Source organism: Streptomyces sp. NPDC055243, from assembly GCF_044544025.1.
Classification (GTDB): Bacteria; Actinomycetota; Actinomycetes; order Streptomycetales; family Streptomycetaceae; genus Streptomyces.
This window is the reverse complement of sequence record NZ_JBITWR010000016.1, coordinates 75764-95664: the sequence shown is the minus strand read 5'-3', so window position 1 is coordinate 95664 and position 19901 is coordinate 75764. Positions and strand designations below refer to the sequence as shown.

Below are 19901 nucleotides of genomic sequence, written 5' to 3'. Positions count from 1 at the left end.
GGTCACGTCCTCGCGGAGGTCGAAGCGGCGGTGGGAAGGGGGGCCGGGACGCGCGCGTCACCGAGCGCGAGGGCATGCCGCAGGTCGATCGCGGCGTGATACGGGCGGGCGTGCGCGTAGTTGTAGGCGAGTTCGTGCAGCAGGCGGCGCAGATACAGCAGGCGGCGCAGCGGGCTGTCGGCGGTCGGGCCGAGCAGCAGCCGCAGCACGCGCTCGCGCCACACATCGGCCGTACGGAACACCTGGCGCAGTACGGCGCGGTCCGCGGGCGCCCACCCGGGGGCGCCGTCCAGGGCCCCGCGCATCGTCTCCAGCGAGTCGACCCCGAGGCGCCGGGCGCTCTCGAACGCCGCCTCGTCGGCCGCGAAGTACTCCAGGGCGCGTTCCACGGCGACCAGGTCCTGAAGCGGCGACTGCGCCGCCCAGCCGGGCTCGTCGGGCCCGAGCGCGGGCGTGGAGAGGTCGATCACGGTCATCTGCCAGGTGTCATCGCCGCCGGGATCGCACAGCAGATGGGACAGGTGCAGATCACCGTGGCACGGCCCGGCACCGGGTACGACGCCCTGCCGGCCGAACGCCGCCCGCAGGGAGCGGACTTCGGAGTCCAGGGCGGCGAAGGCGGCGTCGCGCGCGGCCGTGGGCAGGGCCACCTCGGCTCCGGCCAGCGCGGCACACCGGGCGGAGGCCCGGTCCAGGGCGCGGTCGGCGGGGTATTCCACGGCGGACCGTCCGCCGAGGCGGGCGGCCAGGTCGTCGTGGAAGGCGTGCAGGAAGTCACCGGCTGCCCGCAACCGGCCCTCCAGCGGGAGCAGATGGGGCCGCACGACGTCGGCGGGCGACTGCCCGGCGCCGGTGAGGCGTGGCCACAGGGAGCGCAGGTTCTCGCGCAGCGGAAGGTCGATGCCGTCGCCCGGCGCATAGCGGTAGATCACCCCCAGTGGGTGACGGATGCCGGTGGCGGGGTCCGTGTAGCAGTAGTCACCGGTCCATTCGGGGGTGTGCCCGGTGCCGCTGAGGCGCCGCAGCAACTCCGGTTCGTGCACGGCCCCGTCGAGCCTGCGGTACGTCTTGTGGATGTGCGGCACGCCGCCGATGTCCATCAGGGACAGGGCGTTGGAGGACCAGCCCTGCTCGAAGGGCAGCCGACGGACCTCACCGGCCGCCGCGCCCGCCCCGCGGAAGTCCACGGTGCCGCCGCGCGCCGTGTGCAGCAGCCCGGCGGAGAAGGCGCGGGTGACCACGGCCGCGTTGAACTCCGCGGTGCCGTGCGCCTCTTCGAGCCCGCGCGAGCTGCGCGGGCGTACGGGAACGAAGAACCGCTGCCCGTCCGCGGGGCCGCCGACCGCGGCGACCACGAGAAGGATCGCGGCGGAGCCGAGCACCGCGTGGTCGACGCGTTCGTAACGCTCGGCGCCGCGGCCGTCCTCGGACATCCAGGGGGCGGTGCGCAGCAGTGGTTCGAGCTCGTCGTTGCGGATCATACGGCGTCTCAACTCCCGGTCATGTCGAATCTGTTGATGCCGCGCCGCCACACGGCGAGGGCGAGCAGGACGGCTGTGGCCGTCACCACGGGCAGCCACACCAGCAGGCCCGGATCGCCGGTCAGCAGATAGGCGGCCGGTACGTAGGAGGTGAAGGCGAAGGGCAGCACCCAGGTCAGCAGCGCGCGCAGCGAGGAGTGGTAGATGTCCAGCGGGTAGCCGACGAACTCCGACACCTGGTTGGCCGCGTACATGGCGGGCAGGCTGGTCACGGTCCAGAAGGACAGCGAGGCGAAGAAGAGCTTCACCGCGGTGTGGATCAGTGCCCCGCACAGCACGAGGAGCGGGGCGAGCGCCCACTGGGTGGCGGTCGGGTCCAGGTCGAGCTCGGAACCCGCCCAGGTCACGAGGACCGCGCCGACGATCAGTTCGCCCAGACCGTCGGGGTGGAAGAAGCGCTCGGACAGGAGCGAGAAGAGCGGGTTCACCGGCCGGATCAGATAGCGGTAGAACTCGCCGCGCTGCACCAGCTTGCGGCCCAGCTCCCACAGCTGGTCGGTGAAGAGGTGGTCCAGGCCGCGCGGCAGCAGCGAGAAGCCGAGCAGGAACAGCACCTGGTGGTACGACCAGCCGCCCACCGCGGGCACCTGGCGGAACACCAGGCCCACCACCGCCGTCTGGACGCCGACCCGCACCAGGAACGCCCCGGCGCCGAGCACGAAGTCCAGGCGGTAGGCGGCGAGCCGGTGCAGGCCCACGCCGCCGAGGAACCAGGACAGGCGCAGGTACCGCAGGGCCGTGTGCGCGGGTCCGCCGGGTGGCACTCTCATCCGCCGAGCACCTCGAGACGGCCGATGGCGGCGCGCCACAGCGCCGCGCAGAGCACGGCGAGGGCGATGGTCCAGCCCAGCTGCTGGGCCAGCACGCCCGCCGCCCCGGCCACGCCCTCGTACCGCCCGAGCAGCAGCGTCAGCGGCCCGTCGACCATCCCCCGGAAGGGCAGCGCCAGGGCGACGGCGGCCAGCGGCCCGGGCATCAGCGCGATCGGCACGAGCTGCCCGGCGAAGAAGGCGACCACGCTCTGCTTGACCATCCGCACACCCCAGGTGTTGGTGGTGAGGAATCCGGTCATGCCGGTCAGCAGGTTCACGCAGAAGGCGATGAGCACCGACAGGACGGTGGAGAGGGCGAACAGCGCGGCGTCCTGGGGGCGCGGGGCGGCCATCGGCACCAGGAGCGAGAACAGGAGCAGGACGGGCACGCCCACCAGCAGACCGTTGGCGGCGACCACCGGCAGGCAGGCGGCGAAGCGCATCAGCGGATAGCTGACGGGGCGCACCAGCATCACCGCGACGTCGCCGCGGTAGACCTCGGCGGCCACCTCGTCGTCGACGCGGTTGGCGTGCAGCACCTGGAGCACCTGCGCGACCAGCAAGTACGTGGTGATGCCGGCCGAGGTGAAGCCGCCGGGCCCGACGCCGTCCGCGTCCGCGTACACCGCCCGCCACAGGAAGACGGTGACGGCGGCGCCCGCCGCCGCGGTCACCCCGGTGACCAGGAACATCGAGCGGTACTGGAGCAGCGACTGGAGACCGCCGGTGGCGAACGGCAGATAGCGGCGGACCCGCGAGGCCGTGTTCATCGCACACCGCTCCCGCCGCTGAGGGCACGCGCCGTGCCTTCGGCGTCTGCTTGTTCCTGGGCCTTGTCACCGCGCCCGTAGATCCGGCGCAGCACGTCCTCCAGGTCCGGCTCGGGGGCGTAGCAGTCCGTGAGGTCGAAGCGCTCCAGGAGGAAGGCGAGCACCTGCCGGGAGGTGAAGAGGCCGGCCGGGTAGTCGACCCGGATCCGCCCGCCGCCGTCCTCGCTCGCCCGCACCCCGGGCAGGCCCCGTTCGATCAGATCGAGGGCGGCACGGGCGGGCAGCGGGTCGCGGTGGTCGAAGGTGACGCAGCGCCGGTCGGCGGTGCGCAGCAGGTCGTGGATGGAGCCCTGGTGGACCACCCGGCCGCGGTCCACGACCAGCGCGCTGTCGCAGATCGCCGCGATGTCGCCGATGTCGTGGCTGGTGAGCACCACGGTGGTGCCCAGCTCGTGGTTGGCGCGGTTGACCAGGACCCGCACCGCCTCCTTGAGGACCATGTCGAGGCCGATGGTCGGCTCGTCCCAGAAGACGACGGCCGGATCGTGCAGCAGGCTCGCCGCGATCTCCGCGCGCATCCGCTGCCCGAGGCTCAACTGCCGTACGGGTGTGGTGCCCAGGGCGTCGATGTCCAGGAGCTCCCGGTAGAGCGCGAGGTTGCGGCGGTAGACCGGCTCGGGGATGTCGTAGATGCGGCGCAGGATGCGGAAGGAGTCGGGCACCGAGAGGTCCCACCACAGCTGGCTGCGCTGTCCGAAGACGACCCCGATGGAGCGGGCGTTGAGCTGCCGCTTGCGGTAGGGCTCGATCCCGGCGACCAGGCAGCGCCCGGAAGTGGGCGTCATGATGCCGGTGAGCATTTTGATGGTGGTGGACTTCCCGGCTCCGTTGGCGCCGATGTAGGCGGTCTTGGCCCCGGCGGGAATCGCGAAGGAGACCCCGTCCACGGCGCGGACGATCCGGTGTTCGCGGGTGAAGAGGGTGGCGAGGGAGCCGAGGAGGCCGGGCTTGCGTTCGGCGACACGGAATTCCTTGGTCAGGTTCTCCGCGACGATCACGTGCCGTGCGGCGTCCGTGCGGGGGGCACCGCTCACGCCGTCACCTGCTCGATGGCCTTCTCCAGGATCCGGACGCCTTCGTCCAGGAGCGCCTCGTCCAGCGTGAACGGCGGGGCGAGGCGCAGGATGTGGCCGCCCATCGCGGTGCGCAGGCCTTGGTCGAGGGCGGTGGTGTACACCGCGCGGGCGATCTCGGGCGCGGGGGTGCGGCTGTGCCGGTCGGTGACGAACTCCAGCCCGTACAGCAGCCCGAGCCCGCGGACGTCACCGAGGTGTTCGAAGCGCGCGTGCAGGGCGCGGAGCCGCTCGCCGAGCAACTCGCCCAGTCGCTTGGCGCGTTCGGCAAGGCGGTCGCGTTCGATGACGGTGAGCGTGGCGCGGGCGGCGGCGATGCCGAGGGGGTTGCTCGCGTAGGTGGAGGCGTACGAGCCGGCGCTCGCGGCGGCCGGAGAGCGCAGCAGCTCGGCGCGTCCGGCGAGTACCGCGAAGGGGAAGCCGTTGGCCATGCCCTTGGACAGGACCACCAAGTCCGCCTCGACACCGAGGAGATCGGAGGCGAGGAAGGCCCCGGTGCGTCCGCCGCCGGTCAGCACCTCGTCGGCGACGAGCAGCACCTCGTTGGCCGCGCAGGCCTCCGCGATCTGCTCCCAGTAGCCGGGCGGCGGGACGATCACTCCGGCGGCGCCGAGCACCGGTTCGAAGACGAGTGCGGAGACGTTCGGCTTCTCGGCGATGTGCTTGCGGACCAGTGCGGCGCAACGCACCCCGCACGAGGGGTACTCCAGATCGAGGGGGCAGCGGTAGCAGTTGGGGGAGTAGCCAAGGATGCTGTTCCCGGCGAAGGCCTGGTGGCCGATGTCCCAGTGCACCAGCATCCGGGCGCCCATCGTCTTGCCGTGGAAGCCGTGGCGCAGCGCCCCGATCCGGTTGCGTCCCGGCGGGGCGGTCGCCTGCACCACGCGCAGCGCGGCCTCGACGGCCTCGGCGCCGGTGGAGAAGAACGCGTAGGTGTCGAGGTGCTCCGGCAGCAACCGGGCCAGCAGCGACAGGAGTTCGTCGCGATCCTCGGTCGCGGCGTCGTGCACGTTCCATAGCCGGGCGGCCTGGGCGGTGAGGGCCTCGACGACCTCCGGGTGGCAGTGGCCGAGCGACTGGGTGAGGGTGCCGGCGGCGAAGTCGATGTATTCGTTTCCGTCGAGGTCCGTCAGCACGGCCCCTTGGCCGTGCGCGAAGACGCGCCCGCCGACGGCGGTCTCCTCGGAGGCGCCTGGCGCCAGGTGCAGGGCCTCCCTGTCCAGCTGCGCGCGCTGCCGGTGACCTGTCACTGCTGCCCCCAGTCGTTGTCCGAACCGCGTGCCAACTGCGCCGTGCGGAACCGCAGTTGAACGGCGGGACCGGCGATGCGGAGCGAGTCAAACAAAGCAGCCGTGGTCCTGGCAAGAGTTTTCAGAAAATTTCAGCCACGCCTTGCGACGGTGTGGCGCGCTCTGCTTGAGTCGGGGGACCGCTTCGAGCTTCGAGTACGAGGAGGGACCCGTGAGAGCACATCCCCTTTCCGCCCCGCTGGACGGACGGCTTCCTTGAAGGCTCTTGTCCTGGCGGGTGGAACGGGCAGCAGGCTGTGGCCCTTCACCTTCACCGGCGCCAAGCAACTGCTGCCCATCGCCAACAAACCCGTGCTCTTCCACGGCCTGGAAGCCATCGCCGCCGCCGGCATCCAGGACGTCGCGATCGTCGTCGGCCGGCACGGCGCGGAGATCCGCGAGGCCGTGGCCGACGGCGCGGCCTTCGGACTGCGGGTCACCTATCTGCACCAGGAGCAGCCGCTGGGCCTTGCCCACGCGGTGCTGATCGCCCGGGAGTTCCTCGGCGACGACGACTTCCTGCTCTACCTGGGCGACAACTACCTCCAGGAAGGCCTCACCGGATTCCTGGAGCGAGCCTCGGACCACCCCGGAGCGGCGGCCCGCCTGCTGCTCGCGGCGGTCGCGGACCCCACGTCCTTCGGCGTCGCCGAACTCGACGGGAGCGGCCGTGTGCTGCGCCTGGAGGAGAAGCCGGAACGGCCGCGCAGCGACCTCGCCCTCATCGGCGTGTACGCCTTCGGCCCGGCGGTCCACGAGGCGGTACGGGCGATCCGGCCCTCCGCCCGCGGCGAGCTGGAGATCACCGACGCCGTGCAGTGGATGATCGAGCGGGGGCTGTACGTGGCGGCCGAGACCACCGTGCAGCCGTGGCGGGACACCGGCAGCGTCGAGGACCTCCTGGAGGTCAACCGGCAGGTGCTCGACGGCCTGCCGGGCCGCATCGACGGCAAGGTCGACGCGGACAGCACCCTCGTCGGCCGGGTACGCGTGGCCGAGGGCGCCGTCGTCCGCGGCTCCCGCGTGGTCGGACCCGTGGTGATCGGCGCGGGCACCGTCGTCAACAACTCCAGCATCGGCCCCTACACGTCCGTGGCCGAGGACTGCCGGATCGAGGACAGCGCCATCGCGCACTCCGTGCTGCTGCGCGGCGCGAGCGTCGAGGGCGCGTCCCGCATCGAGGCGTCCCTCATCGGCCGCGGCGCCGTCGTGTCTCCCGCGCCCCGGCTGCCCGGGGCCCACCGGCTGGTCATCGGCGACCACAGCCGGGTGCAGCTGACCCCGTGATCCTCGTCCGCCGGCGCATCCGGCGCTCTCACCTGTGAGCTGACCGCATGAACACACGCATTCTCGTCACCGGCGGCGCCGGTTTCATCGGCTCCGCCTACGTCCGCACCCTGCTCGGCCCCGACGGCCCGAAGGACCTCGCCGACGGCGCGGGCGCGGTGACCGTCCTGGACAGCCTCACCTACGCCGGCAGTCTCGAACGCCTGCGAGCGGTGCACGGCCATCCCGGCTACACCTTCGTCCGCGGCAGTGTCTGCGACGCCGACCTGGTCGACGCCCTGGCCGCCGACCACGGGCAGATCGTGCACTTCGCGGCGGAGTCCCACGTGGACCGCTCCATCGAGGCCGCGTCCGACTTCACCCGCACCAACGTGCTCGGCACCCAGACACTGCTCGACGCCGCGCTCCGGCGCGGGGTGCGCACCTTCCTCCAGGTCTCCACCGACGAGGTGTACGGCTCGCTCCCGCACGGAGCCGCCACCGAGGAATCCCCGCTGGCCCCCAACTCCCCCTACGCGGCGTCGAAGGCCGCCGCCGACCTGATCGCCCTCGCCCACCACCGCACCCACGGCCTCGACGTCCGCGTCACCCGCTGCTCCAACAACTTCGGCCCCCATCAGCACCCGGAGAAACTCATCCCGCGCTTCCTGACCGCCCTGCTGCGCGGGGAGAGCGTTCCGGTCTACGGCGACGGACTCCAGGTGCGGGACTGGCTGCACACGCAGGACCACGTGCGCGGCCTGGAACTGGTGCGCACCGCGGGGCGGGCCGGCGAGATCTACAACATCGGAGGCGGCACCTCCCTGACGAACCTGGAGCTGACCCACCGGCTGCTCGCCCTGTGCGGCGCGGACCCGGCGCGCATCGCCCACGTCACGGACCGCAAGGGACACGACCGCCGCTACGCGGTGGACCACACGAAGATCAGCACCGAGCTGGGCTACCGCCCGGCCGCCGACTTCGGCGCGGCGCTGGCCGAGACCGCGCGGTGGTACCGCGGCAACCGCGCCTGGTGGCAGCCGCTGCTGTCTGCCCCGGCCCAGGGCCGCCGGCCTTAGGCCGAGCGCCGCTCCTGCCGGCCGGAGGCGGTCGATTCCCGGACCACCAGTTCCGGCATGAAGACGAATTCGTTGTGCGGGGCCGGGGTCCCGCCGATCTCCTCGAGGAGGGTGCGGACCGCGGCCTGGCCCATCGCCTGGACCGGCTGGCGGATGGTGGTCAGCGGGGGATCGGTGAACGCGATGAGCGGGGAGTCGTCGTAGCCGACCACCGAGATGTCACCCGGTACCTCCAGGCCGCGTTCCCGGGCGGCCCGGACGGCACCGAGCGCCATCATGTCGCTGGCGCACACGATCGCGGTGCAGCCCCGGCCGATCAGCGTGCCCGCCGCGGCCTGGCCGCCCTCCAGCGAGTACAGGGAGTGCTCGATCAACTCCTCGGAGTCCGCGGTCGACATCCCGAGGCGCTCGCGCATTCCGATCTGGAAGCCCTCGATCTTGCGCAGGACGGGCACGAAGCGCTTGGGGCCCACCGCGAGCCCGATGCGCGTGTGGCCCAGCGAGGCGAGGTGGGTGACGGCGAGGCGGGCCGCGGCCCGGTCGTCCGTGGAGACGAAGGGGGCCTTCACCTTGGCCGAGAAGCCGTTGACGAGGACGAAGGGCACGCCCTTGCCGCGCAGCAGTTCGTAGCGCTCCATGTCGGCGGTGGTGTCGGCGTGCAGACCGGAGACGAAGATGATCCCGGAGACGCTGCGGTCCACCAGCATGTCGGTGAGCTCGTCCTCGGTGGAGCCGCCCGGCGTCTGGGTGGCAAGGACCGGCGTGTAGCCCTGGCGGGTCAGGGCCTGGGCGATGACCTGGGCCAGCGCGGGGAAGATCGGGTTGTCCAGCTCGGGCGTGATCAGGCCGATCAGTCCGGCGCTGCTGCGCTGCCGCAGCCGGGAGGGACGCTCGAAGCCGAGCATGTCCAGGGCGGCCAGGACGGATTCGCGGGTGGCCGCAGCTACACCGGGCTTGCCGTTGAGTACACGGCTGACGGTGGCTTCGCTCACCCCCGCCTGCGCTGCGATGTCGACGAGCCGTGCGGTCATGCAGGGACTGTACCGGTGATCGGCCGGATTGCCCACCAGCTGGAAAGACTTGCAGAAACTCCGGTGATGCCCGGTTCTTGCGGGGCCCAGCGGCACGTCCCGGCACACAGACGCCACCTCAGGGGCCTGTCAAGCGCAGCAAGGGCAACCGTAAGGACACACAGGGGTAACGATCAGCAGACCTTGCAGAAATTTCTCGCAAGGTCTTTCGGGCGCTTTTCAATCCTGTTACGTTCCCTGGCAACCCGGCGCCGCGTCGAGTGCGGCTCGTAGGTGGCAGCCCCGCTGGGGCTTCGCCTCCCCCTTGTTCCGGGATCAGTTGAAGGAGTTCACATGCGACGTGGCATTGCGGCCACCGCGCTGGTCGCCACCCTGGCTTTGACGGCAACAGCATGCGGTGGCGACGACGGTGACAGTGGCAAGAAGGGTTCGGGCAAGCTCTCCGGAACCGTCACTTTCTGGGACACCTCGAACGATGCCGAGAAGGGGACCTACAAGGAGCTGGCCAAGGGCTTCGAGAAGCTCCACCCGGACGTCAAGGTCAACTACGTGAGCGTCGCGTTCGGCGAGGCCAACGCCAAGTTCAAGAACGCGGCGGGCGGAAACTCCGGCGCCCCCGACGTGATGCGCACCGAGGTCGCCTGGGTCGCGGACTTCGCCAACCTCGGCTACCTCGCCCCGCTGGAGGGCACCCCCGCCCTGGACAAGGCGGACGACTACCTCCCGCAGGCCGCGGCCAGCACCAAGTTCAAGGGCAAGACCTACGCCGCCCCGCAGACCATCGACACCTTGGCGCTCTTCTACAACAAGAAGATGCTCAAGGAGGCCGGTGTCGAGGCGCCCAAGACCTTCGACGAGGTCAAGACCGCCGCGAAGAAGATCAAGTCGAAGTCCGGCAAGACCGGTCTCTACCTCCGCGGCGACGACCCGTACTACTACCTCCCGTACCTGTACGGCGAGGGCGGCGACCTCCTCGACACCAAGAACAAGAAGATCACCGTCGACGACCCCTCGGGCGCCGCGGGCTTCGAGGTCATGAAGGATCTGGTCGACTCCAAGGCCGCCACCACGGACGCCAGTGACGGCTACAACAACCAGCTGAACTCCTTCAAGGACGGCGACGTCGCCATGGCGATCGACGGACCCTGGTCCATCGAGGGCGCCATGCAGGGCAAGGAGTTCAAGAGCGACAAGGACAACCTCGGCATCGCCCCGGTGCCCGGCGGCAGCGACCGCCAGGCCTCCCCGCAGGGCGGCTGGAACCTCGCGGCCTACGCCGGCTCCAAGAACCTCGACGCGAGCTACGAGTTCATCAAGTACATGAGCTCGGCCAAGGTGCAGCAGCAGACCACCGAGAAGCTGAGCCTGCTGCCCACCCGTACCTCGGTGTACGAGGTGAAGTCCGTCAAGGACAACCAGATGGTGCAGTTCTTCAAGCCGGCCGTGGACAAGTCCGTGGAGCGGCCGTGGATCCCGGAGGCCAACGCACTGTTCGAGCCGATCCGCCTGAACATGGGCAAGGTGCTCAGCGGCAAGACCTCGCCCGAGGACGGGGCGAAGGGTGTCGGCGACGCCTACCGCAAGCTGCTGAAGGACTACAAGTAAATGGCTGTTGACAGCAGCCAGTCGGTGGCCAAGGCCGTGGACGCCCAGCGCGTCCACGGCCGCGGCCGGCCGGCCGGCAAGACACCCGGACGCCTGCGCAGGTCGCTGTCCACCCACTGGTACGCCTGGAGCATGGTCGCCCCCGTGGTGGCCGTGATCGGCGTGATCATCGGATACCCGCTGGTGCGGGGTCTGTACCTGTCGACGACCGACGCCAACGAGGCGAACGTCGAGCGCACCATCGGCGTCAACCACATCCCCGCGACCTACAAGTCCGTCGGCCTGGACAACTACACCGCCGTCCTCTCCGACGGCGTCTTCTGGGACCGGCTGACCTGGACCATCATCTGGACCGTCTCCTGCGTCGCGCTCTCCTTCGCCCTCGGCCTGGTCCTGGCGAACATGCTCAACCGCAAGCTGGCGGGGCGTTCCTTCTACCGCATGGCGCTGATCCTGCCGTGGGCGGTGCCGGCCTTCGTCTCGGTGTTCACCTGGCGCCTGCTCTTCAACGAGAAGAACGGCATACTCAACAAGATCCTCGCCGGCGGCGGCATCGACGCGATCCCGTGGCTCAACGACCCCACCTGGGCCAAGCTCTCGGTGATCACGGTCAATGTCTGGCTCGGCGTCCCGTTCATGCTGGTCGCCATGCTCGGCGGGCTCCAGTCCATCCCCGGCGAGCTGTACGAAGCCGCGGAGATGGACGGCGCGAACGCCTGGCAGCGCTTCCGGCACATCACACTGCCGGGTCTGCGGACCGTCAGCAGCACCGTGATCCTCATCAGCAGCATCTGGACCTTCAACATGTTCCCGGTGATCTTCCTGCTCACCCGGGGCGGTCCGGGTGACGCCACCGAGATTCTGGTGACGTACGCCTACCGGCTCTCGTTCGTCGTGAGCCCGCGCGACTTCGCGGGGTCCGCGGCCTGGGGCGTCATCATCCTGCTGCTCCTTTCGCTCTTCGCGGTGGTCTACCGCCGCGCGCTCCGCAAGCAGGGAGAAGTGTGGTGACCACCGTGACCGACGAGAAGACCTCGTCCCCGAGCCGGCCCCAGGCCAAGGTCAGGGAGCGCGGCGAACGCGGGCCGCTGGCCTCGGTCGCGCTCCACGCGACCCTGCTGATCGCCTCCGCCGTCGCGGTCCTCCCACCGCTGTGGCTGCTGATCACCTCGTTCAAGCCGACGAGCGAGGCGTTCTCCACCGCCCTGGTCAAGGACTTCACGCTCGGCAACTACGATCACGTCGTCAACGACACCGAGTTCGTGAGCTGGGTCGGCAACTCCCTGCTCGTGGTGGGCCTGACCACGGTCATCGGCGTCTTCATCTCCGCGACCACCGGCTACGCCGTCAGCCGCTTCAGGTTCCCCGGCATGCGGCCGCTGATGTGGCTGCTGCTGATCACCCAGATGTTCCCCGTCGCGGTGCTCATCGTGCCGCTCTACAACCTCCTCGCCAGCCTGGGCCTGCTGAACCAGCCCATCGGTCTGGTCGTCACGTATCTGACGATCGCCGTGCCGTTCTGCGCCTGGATGATGAAGGGGTACTTCGACACCATCCCGGTGGAGATCGACGAAGCCGGGCGAGTGGACGGGCTCAACCCGTTCGGCACCTTCTGGCGGCTCATCGTGCCGCTGGCCAAGCCAGGTCTCGCCGTCACCGGCTTCTACAGCTTCATCACCGGCTGGGCCGAGGTCGCCTACGCCTCCGCCTTCATGACCGGCGAGGAGAACCTCACCCTGGCGGGCGGTCTGCAGACCTTCGTCAATCAGTACACCAGCGACTGGGGTTCGTTGACGGCCGCGGCCGTGATCGTGGCGGTGCCCGCCGCGGTGATCTTCGGCTTCGTGCAGCGCCACCTCGTCTCGGGCCTCACGGCCGGTGCCACGAAGTCCTGACGCGCCCCACCCCCCCGCACTCGACCTCTCGATCTCAGGGAAGACATGACCCAGCATCTCGCTGCCCCTGCAGCCCCCGCCTCCGGCACCCACACGGACTGGTGGCGTGGCGCGGTGATCTACCAGGTCTATCCGCGCAGCTTCGCCGACGGCAACGGTGACGGAATGGGCGACCTGGACGGCATCCGCGCCCGCCTTCCCTACCTCAGGGACCTCGGCGTCGACGCCGTCTGGCTCAGCCCCTTCTACTCGTCACCGCAGGCCGACGCCGGCTATGACGTCGCCGACTACCGCGCGATCGACCCGATGTTCGGCACCCTGCTCGACGCCGACGCGCTGCTGCGCGAGGCTCACGACCTGGGCCTGCGCATCATCGTCGACCTGGTGCCCAACCACTCCTCCGACCGGCACGACTGGTTCCAGCGCGCCCTGCGCGAGGGCCCGGGCTCGCCTCTTCGTGAGCGCTACCACTTCCGCCCCGGCCGGGGCGAGAACGGTGAACTCCCGCCCAACGACTGGGAGTCCGTCTTCGGCGGGCCCGCCTGGACCCGGGTCTCGGACGGCGAGTGGTACCTCCACCTGTTCGCGCCCGAGCAGCCGGACTTCAACTGGGAACACCCGGCGGTGCACGACGAGTTCCGCTCGATCCTGCGCTTCTGGCTCGACATGGGCGTCGACGGCTTCCGTGTCGACGTCGCCCACGGTCTGGTCAAGGCCGAGGGGCTGCCCGACATCGGCCGCAAGGACCAGCTCAAGCTGCTCGGCAACGACGTCATGCCGTTCTTCGACCAGGACGGCGTGCACGAGATCTACCGCAGCTGGCGCAAGGTCCTCACCGAGTACGCGGGCGAGAGGATCCTCGTCGCCGAGGCATGGACCCCCACCGTCGAGCGTGCGGCGGCCTATGTGCGCCCGGATGAGATGCACCAGGCCTTCAACTTCCAGTACCTGGGCACCCATTGGCACGCGGCCGAGCTGCGCGAGGTCATCGACGTCTCGCTGGCCGCGATGCGGCCCGTCGGCGCCCCGGCCACCTGGGTGCTCTCCAACCACGACGTCACCCGCCACGCCACGCGGTTCGCCAACCCGCCCGGGCTCGGCACCCAGCTGCGCACCGCGGGGGACCGCGCGCTCGGACTGCGCCGCGCTCGTGCCGCGACGCTGCTGATGCTGGCGCTGCCGGGTTCCGCCTACGTCTACCAGGGCGAGGAGCTGGGCCTGCCGGACGTCACCGACCTGCCGGACGAGGTGCGCCAGGACCCGTCGTTCATCCGGGCGAACGGCCAGGACGGATTCCGGGACGGGTGCCGCGTGCCCATCCCGTGGACCGTCGAAGGCTCCAGCCACGGATTCGGCGCGGGCGGCAGCTGGCTTCCGCAGCCCGAAGGCTGGGGCGGGCTCAGCGTCGAGGCGCAGTTGGGCGACCCCGCGTCGACCCTGGAGATGTACCGCAGCGCTCTGGCCGTACGCCGGGAGCAGCCCGGGCTCGGCGCGGGGGACTCGCTGGAGTGGCTGGAGGCTCCCGAGGGGGTCCTCGCCTTCCGTCGCGAGGGCTTCGTCTGCACCGCGAACACCACCGGCGAGAGCGTGCGGATCCCGGCCCCCGGCCGGATCCTGCTGGCCAACGCCGAGGTGGAGACGGTGGACGGCAAGGTCCAGCTGCCCGCCGACACCACCGTCTGGTGGGCGGTGTGACCCTTTCCCTGCCGCGGGACGCCGACCGGGGCGCCCCGCGGCTCGCGGACATCGCGGCCCAGGCCGACGTCAGCGAGGCCACCGCGAGCCGGGTGCTCAACGGCAAGCCGGGGGTCGCCGCCGGCACCCGGCGCCGGGTGCTCGCCGCCCTGGACGTGCTCGGCTACGAACGTCCGATGCGGCTCAAGCGGCACAGCGCCGGTCTGGTCGGCCTGGTCATCCCCGAGCTCAGCAACCCGATCTTCCCCGCCTTCGCGCAGGTCGTCGAGCAGGTCCTGTCCGGGCACGGCTACACACCGATGCTGTGCACGCAGATGCCGGACGGGGCGAGCGAGGACGAGTTGGTCGAGCAGTTGGAGGAGCGCCGGGTCAGCGGCATCGTCTTCCTCTCCGGGCTGCACGCCGACACGACGGCCGACCCCACCCGGTACCTCGAACTGCACGCCCGCGGTGTGCCGTTCGTCCTGATCAACGGATACAACGAGCACATCCCGGTGTCCTTCGTCTCGCCCGACGACCGCGCGGCCGCGCGGATGGCGGTGCGGCACCTGGTCGACCTGGGGCACGAACGGATCGGTCTGGCCATCGGCCCGACGCGGTACGTCCCCTCGCTGCGCAAGGCGGAGGGGTTCACGGCGGCGCTGCACGGTCTGCTCGGCCTGGAACAGGGGGAGGCCGAAGGGCTCGTGCAGCGCACGCTGTTCACGGTGGAGGGCGGGCACGCGGCGGCGAGCGCTCTGCTCGACCGGGGGTGCACGGCGATGGTCTGCGGCAGCGACATGATGGCGCTCGGCGCCGTCCGTGCGGCTCGCGAACGCGGTCTTTCGGTGCCCGGTGACGTCTCCGTGGTCGGTTTCGACGACTCGCCCCTGATCGCGTTCACGGATCCGCCGCTGACGACGGTGCGCCAGCCGGTCCAGGCGATGGCGAGCGCCGCGGTGGGCGCCCTGCTCGAGGAAATACACGGAAACCCCGTGCAGCAGACGGAGTTCGTCTTCCAGCCCGAGCTCGTGGTGCGCGGGTCGACGGCGCAGCCGCGGCGCTGACGCCGCGCTGAGAGTGCGCGCCTGCACGGTGGGGTCGGTGCTGAGAGGGAGGTCCCCGGCGCCGGCCCGGTCGGGGCAGCGGGGTCACGATGTGGCTCCGGGGCCTCCCCGTCTCGTGCCTCCGGTCCGAACGGCCGGGCGCGTGGGGCCCGTGGTACGGGTCCCCCGGCCGTCCGGACCGGAGTCGTGGTTGAACGTAACACCGCCGCAAGGTCTTGCGAAAGGTTTTGCGTCGTATGAAACCCCGGTGCCGCCCATCTGGCGCGAGAGTGTGCGCAGAGGGTTGACCGGGGTTTCCGAGGGTCGTACGGTCTCGACCGAAAACGGCGTTGAAATGTTTCTGCAACATCCTTCAGCGGCCTTACGGGCATGGCGCGTTGCCGGACAAGGTCACACTCACTCCCGCAGGAGGCCCTCATGGCTGGCCGAAAGACCAAAGTCCGCAGACCCGTCGCCGCAGCACTCGCCCTGGTCGCGGGAGCGGCAGGTGGCATCGTCGCCGGCGCCCCGCAGGCGCAGGCCGCCCCGCCCGGCACCAAGGACGTCACCGCCGTGCTCTTCGAGTGGAAGTTCTCCTCGGTCGCCAAGGAGTGCACCCAGCGCCTCGGCCCCGACGGTTACGGCTACGTCCAGGTCTCCCCGCCCCAGGAACGCCTCCAGGGCGAGGCGTGGTGGGCCGCCTACCAGCCCGTCAGCTACAAGATCGGCACCCGGCTCGGCGACCGGGCCGCGTTCAAGAACATGGTCGACACCTGCCACGCGGCCGGCGTCAAGGTCGTCGCCGACGCGGTGATCAACCACATGACCAACGCCTCCGGCACCGGCTCCGCCGGCTCCGCCTTCACCAAGTACGACTACCCGGGCACCTACTCGGTCAACGACATGGACAGCTGCAAGGCGCCCATCAGCAACTACCAGGACCGCTGGAACACCCAGAACTGCGAACTGGGCGGGCTGGCCGACCTGGACACCGGTGAGGAGTACGTGCGGGGCAGGATCGCCGGCTACCTGAACGACCTGCTGTCGCTGGGCGTCGACGGCTTTCGCATCGACGCGGCCAAGCACATGCCCGCCGACGACCTGAAGAACATCAAGTCCCGGCTGACCGACCCCGGCGTCTACTGGAAGCAGGAGACGCTGTACGGCGCGGGCGAGGCGGTCTCCCCGAGCGAGTACACCGGTACGGGCGACGCCCAGGAGTTCCGCTACGGCTGGGACCTCAAGCGCGTCTTCAACAACGAGAAGCTCGCGTACCTGAAGAACTTCGGCGAGGGCTGGGGCTACCTGCCCAGCGGCTCGGCCGCCGTCTTCGTCGCCAACCACGACACCGAACGGCACGGCCAGACGCTCAACTACAAGGACGGTGCGAACTACACCCTCGCGCACGTCTTCATGCTGGCCCTGCCCTACGGCGCCCCGGACGTGCACTCCGGCTACGAGTTCAGCGGCAACGACGCGGGTTCCCCCGACGGCGGCCAGGTCACAGCCTGCTACAGCGACGGCTGGAAGTGCCAGCACGCCTGGCCCGAGATCAAGAGCATGGTCAAGTTCCGCAACACCGCCCGCGGGACCGGCATGACCAACTGGTGGGACAACGGCAACAACGCCATCGCGTTCGGCCGCGGCGACAAGGCCTACGTGGCCATCAACCACGAGGGCTCCACGGTCAACCGGACCTTCCAGACCTCCCTCGCCGCGGGCAGTTACTGCGACGTCCAGAGCGGCAGGAGCGTCACCGTCAACGGCTCGGGCCAGTTCACCGCCGCCGTCGCGCCCAACACCGCGCTCGCCCTGCACACCGGGGCCAGGAGCTGCTGACCGCGGCCCGCCCCGCACGACCGGCCGCCCGGCTCCCGCTTCCCCGCCGCCGGGCGGCCCACCCCGATCCGGGTCCCATCGCCGGGGCCGGCTCACGTCCCCGCTGGCGCCCTCACGTTCCGTACCGCCCCCTGCCGCACCACACAAGGAGAAGTTTCCCTTGACCGGCTCCCCTCGCCGCACCCTCGTCGCCACGGCCATCGCCCTGCTCGCCGCGGTCGCTCCCCTGACGTCATCGGCCACCGCGGCACCCCGGGCACCGGCCGCGGCCGACGCGCCCGCCGCGCTCGACCTGTCCACCTCCCGGGCCCAGTGGATCGACGAGAACACCGTCGCCTGGGACGTCCAGGGAGACGCCGCCTCCCAGGAGTTGGTGTACGCACGCGACGGGCAGCTCACCGTCAAGGACGGCGAACTCGCGGGCACGGGGCAGCGCATCCGCCTGACCCCGGCGGCGGGCGGCCTCACCGCGGCCCAGCGTGAGAAGTACCCGCATCTGAAGAGTTACGCGGCCTTCACCGTCGACCCGCGCGACCGCGACCGGGTCCGCCACGCGCTGACCGGCCAGCTCGTCGCCACCCGCAGCAGCGCCGACGGCACCCTGATCAGCGCCACCGGCGTCCAGACCCAGGGCGTCCTCGACGACCTCTACAGCGCCGCCGCCACCAAGGCCGCCCTCGGCCCGCAGTTCAAGGGCGGCCGCCCCACCCTGGCCCTGTGGGCTCCCACCGCCCAGTCCGTCAGCCTCGAACTCGACGGCAAGCGCGTGGCGATGCGGCGCGACGACGCCAGCGGCGTATGGTCCGTCGCCGGCGCCAGGAGCTGGTCGGGCAAGCAGTACCGGTACGTGGTGAAGGTGTGGGCGCCCAGCGTCCAGAAGGTCGTCACCAACAAGGTCACCGACCCCTACTCCACCGCGCTCACCGCAGACTCCGAGCGCAGCATCGCCGTCGACCTCGACGACCCGAAGCTCGCCCCCAAGGGATGGGCCCAGCTGAAGAAGCCGAAGGCCACGCCGCTGCGCGACGCGCAGATCCAGGAACTGCACGTCCGTGACTTCTCCGTCGAGGACCGCACGGCCAAGCACCCCGGCCGGTACCTGGCCTTCACCGACACGGCCTCCGACGGCATGAAGCACCTGCGCAAGCTGGCCGAGGCGGGGACTTCCTACGTCCACCTGCTGCCCGCCTTCGACATCGGCACCATCCCCGAGCGCGCCGCCGACCAGGCCGAGCCCGACTGCGACCTGACGGCGCCCGCCCCGGACTCCGACGCGCAGCAGGCCTGCGTCACCAAGACCGCGGCCAAGGACGCCTACAACTGGGGATACGACCCGCTGCACTTCACGGTGCCGGAAGGCAGCTACGCGAGCGACCCCGCCGGGACCCGCCGCACGGTCGAGTTCCGGCGGATGGTGCAGGGCCTCAACGGCTCAGGGCTGCGGACCGTGATGGACGTCGTCTACAACCACACGGTGGCCAGTGGTCAGGCGGACAAGTCCGTCCTCGACAAGATCGTGCCCGGCTACTACCAACGGCTGATGGCCGACGGCACGGTCGCCACCTCCACCTGCTGCGCCAACACCGCCCCCGAGAACGCCATGATGGGCAAGCTCGAGGTCGACTCGCTGGTCACCTGGGCCAAGGAGTACAAGGTCGACGGCTTCCGCTTCGACCTGATGGGACACCACCCCAAGGCCAACATCCTGGCGGTGCGCAAGGCGCTGGACGCGCTGACCGTCAAGAAGGACGGCGTCGACGGCAAGAAGATCGTCCTGTACGGCGAGGGCTGGAACTTCGGCGAGATCGCCGACGACGCCCGTTTCGTCCAGGCCACGCAGAAGAACATGGCGGGCACGGGCGTCGCCACCTTCTCCGACCGCGGCCGCGACGCGGTGCGCGGCGGCGGCCCCTTCGACGGTGACCCCGGCGTCCAGGGCTTCGCCAGCGGCCTGTTCACCGACCCCAACGCCTCGAAGGCCAACGGCACCCCGGCCGAGCAGAAGGCCCGGCTCCTGCACTACCAGGACCTGCTCAAGGTCGCCCTTACCGGCAATCTCGCCGGCTACACGTTCACCGACTCCGCCGGAAAGCGCGTCAAGGGCTCCGAGGTCGACTACAACGGCGCCCCGGCCGGCTACGCGGCCGCCCCCGGCGACGCCCTCTCCTACGCCGACGCCCACGACAACGAATCGCTGTACGACGCTCTCGCCTTCAAGCTGCCCGCGGACACCACGGCCGCCGAACGCGCCCGCATGCAGGTGCTCGCGATGGCGACCGCCACCCTGGCCCAGGGCCCGTCCCTGTCCCAGGCGGGCAGCGACCTGCTGCGCTCGAAGTCCCTGGACCGCAACTCCTTCGACAGCGGCGACTGGTTCAACGCCCTGCACTGGAACTGCCGGGACGGCAACGGCTTCGGGCGCGGCCTGCCCCCGGCCGCCGACAACAAGGACAAGTGGGCCTTCGGGAAGCCCCTGCTCACCTCCCCGACCCTGACGCCGGGGTGCGCCGAGATCAACGGAACGTCGGCCGCCTACCAGGACCTCGTGAAGCTGCGCGCGACCGAGCCCGCCTTCTCCCTGGCCACCGCGGGCCAGGTCCAGTCGCGGCTCGCCTTCCCTCTCTCGGGCACCGCAGCCGAGACCCCCGGCGTCATCACCATGGAGCTTGGGAACCTCGTGGTCGTCTTCAACGCGACCCCGGAGGCACAGCGGCAGCACGTCACGGCCCTGAAGGACACCGCGTACGCCCTGCACCCCATCCAGGCGAAGGGTGCCGATTCAGTGGTCAAGTCGGCTGCGTACCACCGGAGTTCGGGAACCTTCGACGTCCCCGCACGGAGCGTCGCCGTCTTCGAGCGAGGCTGAACCAGGGGCCTGACCCGGCCCCGCGAGACATCCCATCCGGGCTGATGGCGCGTCG

14 protein-coding genes and 1 pseudogene are annotated in these 19901 nt (G+C 70.6%); 9 read left to right on the top strand and 6 right to left on the bottom strand.

The window, feature by feature from the left end; translation table 11 throughout:
• Positions 1-2: 2 nt before the first annotated feature.
• From ACIGXX_RS35045 to ACIGXX_RS35025, 5 genes are read right to left on the bottom strand one after another with little or no spacing between them, the layout of a single operon-like run.
• Positions 3-1481 (bottom strand): hypothetical protein, encoded by a 1479-nt coding sequence (locus ACIGXX_RS35045; RefSeq protein WP_399981852.1) that lies wholly within the window; start codon positions 1479-1481, stop codon positions 3-5.
• Positions 1482-1489: 8 nt separating this feature from the next.
• Positions 1490-2311: an ABC-2 family transporter protein gene (locus tag ACIGXX_RS35040; protein WP_361467446.1), complete on the bottom strand. Its 822-nt coding sequence runs from the start codon at positions 2309-2311 to the stop codon at positions 1490-1492.
• A complete protein-coding gene (locus ACIGXX_RS35035) occupies positions 2308-3123 on the bottom strand; it encodes an ABC-2 family transporter protein (RefSeq protein WP_351169411.1) in 816 nt (271 codons plus the stop codon). The genes ACIGXX_RS35040 and ACIGXX_RS35035 overlap by 4 nt, the downstream gene beginning before the upstream one ends.
• Positions 3120-4217: an ATP-binding cassette domain-containing protein gene (locus tag ACIGXX_RS35030; RefSeq protein ID WP_383825984.1), complete on the bottom strand. Its 1098-nt coding sequence runs from the start codon at positions 4215-4217 to the stop codon at positions 3120-3122. Before ACIGXX_RS35030 ends, ACIGXX_RS35035 begins: the two co-directional genes overlap by 4 nt.
• Complete coding sequence (locus ACIGXX_RS35025; protein ID WP_399981847.1) at positions 4214-5506, bottom strand: aspartate aminotransferase family protein; 1293 nt, start codon at positions 5504-5506, stop codon at positions 4214-4216. Before ACIGXX_RS35025 ends, ACIGXX_RS35030 begins: the two co-directional genes overlap by 4 nt.
• A 255-nt stretch (positions 5507-5761) precedes the next feature.
• Between ACIGXX_RS35025 and ACIGXX_RS35020 the strand changes: the two genes are divergently transcribed.
• Together ACIGXX_RS35020 and rfbB are read left to right on the top strand one after the other, a co-directional pair.
• Positions 5762-6832, top strand: coding sequence for a glucose-1-phosphate thymidylyltransferase (locus ACIGXX_RS35020; protein ID WP_399981844.1), 1071 nt, complete (start codon positions 5762-5764; stop codon positions 6830-6832).
• Positions 6833-6879: 47 nt separating this feature from the next.
• A complete protein-coding gene (rfbB, locus tag ACIGXX_RS35015) occupies positions 6880-7890 on the top strand; it encodes a dTDP-glucose 4,6-dehydratase (protein ID WP_399981841.1) in 1011 nt (336 codons plus the stop codon).
• On the opposite strand, the gene ACIGXX_RS35010 is transcribed toward rfbB, so the two are convergent.
• Complete coding sequence (locus ACIGXX_RS35010; protein WP_351169397.1) at positions 7887-8921, bottom strand: LacI family DNA-binding transcriptional regulator; 1035 nt, start codon at positions 8919-8921, stop codon at positions 7887-7889. The two genes, rfbB and ACIGXX_RS35010, sit on opposite strands and share 4 nt — an antisense overlap.
• Positions 8922-9254: 333 nt before the next feature.
• On the opposite strand from ACIGXX_RS35010, the gene ACIGXX_RS35005 reads away from it, so the two are divergent.
• From ACIGXX_RS35005 to pulA, 7 genes and pseudogenes are all read left to right on the top strand, one after another.
• Entirely contained in the window at positions 9255-10526 is a 1272-nt protein-coding gene (locus tag ACIGXX_RS35005; RefSeq protein ID WP_351169394.1) for an extracellular solute-binding protein, read from the top strand.
• Entirely contained in the window at positions 10527-11537 is a 1011-nt protein-coding gene (locus ACIGXX_RS35000; RefSeq protein WP_351169391.1) for a sugar ABC transporter permease, read from the top strand. It begins immediately after the preceding gene.
• Between the two features lie 5 nt (positions 11538-11542).
• Complete coding sequence (locus tag ACIGXX_RS34995; protein ID WP_351169675.1) at positions 11543-12421, top strand: carbohydrate ABC transporter permease; 879 nt, start codon at positions 11543-11545, stop codon at positions 12419-12421.
• 45 nt (positions 12422-12466) lie between these two features.
• Complete coding sequence (locus tag ACIGXX_RS34990; protein WP_351169388.1) at positions 12467-14116, top strand: glycoside hydrolase family 13 protein; 1650 nt, start codon at positions 12467-12469, stop codon at positions 14114-14116.
• Positions 14104-15162 (top strand): LacI family DNA-binding transcriptional regulator, encoded by a 1059-nt coding sequence (locus tag ACIGXX_RS34985; protein ID WP_351169385.1) that lies wholly within the window; start codon positions 14104-14106, stop codon positions 15160-15162. Before ACIGXX_RS34990 ends, ACIGXX_RS34985 begins: the two co-directional genes overlap by 13 nt.
• Positions 15163-15579: 417 nt before the next feature.
• Positions 15580-16977 (top strand): annotated as a pseudogene (locus tag ACIGXX_RS34980) (alpha-amylase family protein); the annotation flags it as partial.
• A gap of 163 nt (positions 16978-17140) precedes the next feature.
• On the top strand, positions 17141-19846 hold the full coding sequence (gene pulA, locus ACIGXX_RS34975) for a pullulanase-type alpha-1,6-glucosidase (RefSeq protein WP_399981834.1): 2706 nt from the start codon (positions 17141-17143) through the stop codon (positions 19844-19846).
• Positions 19847-19901: the final 55 nt, after the last annotated feature.